Here is a 1,412-nt window from a genome sequence, read left to right on the forward strand (position 1 = left end):
GTATTTTCTTTTATATTTGGGAAATTTTTTTCAAATTTTTCTTTAACTAATGATAGATATATTTCTTCAACACCTGTAGAATTATCATTTTTAGGAATCTTTCTTTTTCCGTTCCATTGATTCATACCAAATTGATGATGATACTTACCTGTTGATAAAAAGTATGCTTTTGGTAACTTCGATACTATTTCAAGTCCTAATGCTTTTATATAAAAGTCTTTATCATTTTCAAGATCAAATGTTTCAAGATGAACATGTCCAATTTTAGTATTTTCAGGGATTTCAAAATCAGGAAGATTGTCTGAAATTCTCAATAAATCTTCTAAATCAATAGTTTCTGTTCCCATTATAACATGTCCATTTTCCCATTTCCAAGTATTAGAATCTCTGTCTGTATAAACTTCAATACCGTTTCCTTCAGGATCTGTCAAATAAACGGCTTCACTTACATTGTGATCCCCTACTCCATCTAATTTGATTAGCTCTTTCGCACAGTTTCTTAAAAAATTTCCTAAATCTTTTCTCTCAAGCAGTAAATAAGCAATATGAAATACATTTGTCTCGTTATCGTTTTTCAATACTTCATTTCCAAAAGAAATCATTTTTATAAGAGGAGCTGTATTAGTTCCCAATGTAATTTCTCTTTTTCCGTTTTCTTTTTTATCTTTTAAAACTTTCATTTTTAGTAATTTTAAATAATAATCTCTCATTTTTTCGATATTTTTTACTCTTAAAGTTATAAAATTAAAATTTAATCCATAATTTTTATTATTCATTAATATTCCTTCTTTCAAAATTTCAAAATTCAAATATATTATAATCAATTTGTTGATAATCTGCTATTTTATTTTAATACCTTCCAGTTCCAATAAAAACTCCTTTATATGAAGTCCTCCACCATATCCGACTAACTTTCCATTCGCACCAATTACACGATGGCAAGGAATAAAAATTGAGATTTTATTTCGATTGTTTGCCATTCCGACTGCACGGACTGCTTTTTCGTTATTGATTGTGATTGCGATGTCCTTGTAGGAACGGGTTTCGCCGTAAGGGATTGTTTCAAGAGTGTTCCAGACGGAAATTTGAAAAGGTGTTCCTTCTTTTAGAAGTGGCAAGTCAAAATTTTTTCGCTTTTTGGAAAAATACTCAAATAACTGATTTTTTGCTTTTTTTATTAACTTGGTTTCTTTAATTTGAAAGTTATCATCATTTTTCAATTTTTCAATTTCATAATTCCAGATTACATCAGTAATATGAGAATCATTTTCTGTTGTGGCAAGTCCAATTTTTCCAATCGGAGTATTGGTTTCATAAAAATAGATATTTTTTTTCATTGTTATCAGCCTTTCTTTAATTATAGTAAAACTAGTTTAAAATAGAACTCAAAAATTATGACTATTTTACTCAAA

Annotated in this window: 2 protein-coding genes; both read right to left on the reverse strand. The window is 27.9% G+C overall.

What is annotated here, in order from left to right:
- Positions 1–776 (reverse strand): VOC family protein (locus Q0370_RS11125; RefSeq protein WP_299575714.1); only part of this gene is annotated, 776 nt, incomplete at its 3' end.
- Positions 777–839: 63 nt separating this feature from the next.
- Complete coding sequence (locus tag Q0370_RS11130; RefSeq protein ID WP_299575716.1) at positions 840–1,337, reverse strand: methylated-DNA--[protein]-cysteine S-methyltransferase; 498 nt, start codon at positions 1,335–1,337, stop codon at positions 840–842.
- Positions 1,338–1,412: the final 75 nt, after the last annotated feature.

The sequence above is a fragment of the uncultured Leptotrichia sp. genome (assembly GCF_938036635.1).
Classification (GTDB): Bacteria; Fusobacteriota; Fusobacteriia; order Fusobacteriales; family Leptotrichiaceae; genus Leptotrichia; species Leptotrichia hongkongensis.

Excerpts from the sequence above, each read along its gene's own strand:
- Q0370_RS11130 (WP_299575716.1), bottom strand. The coding sequence starts at position 1,337 with ATGAAAAAAAATATCTATTTTTATGAAACCAATACTCCGATTGGAAAA.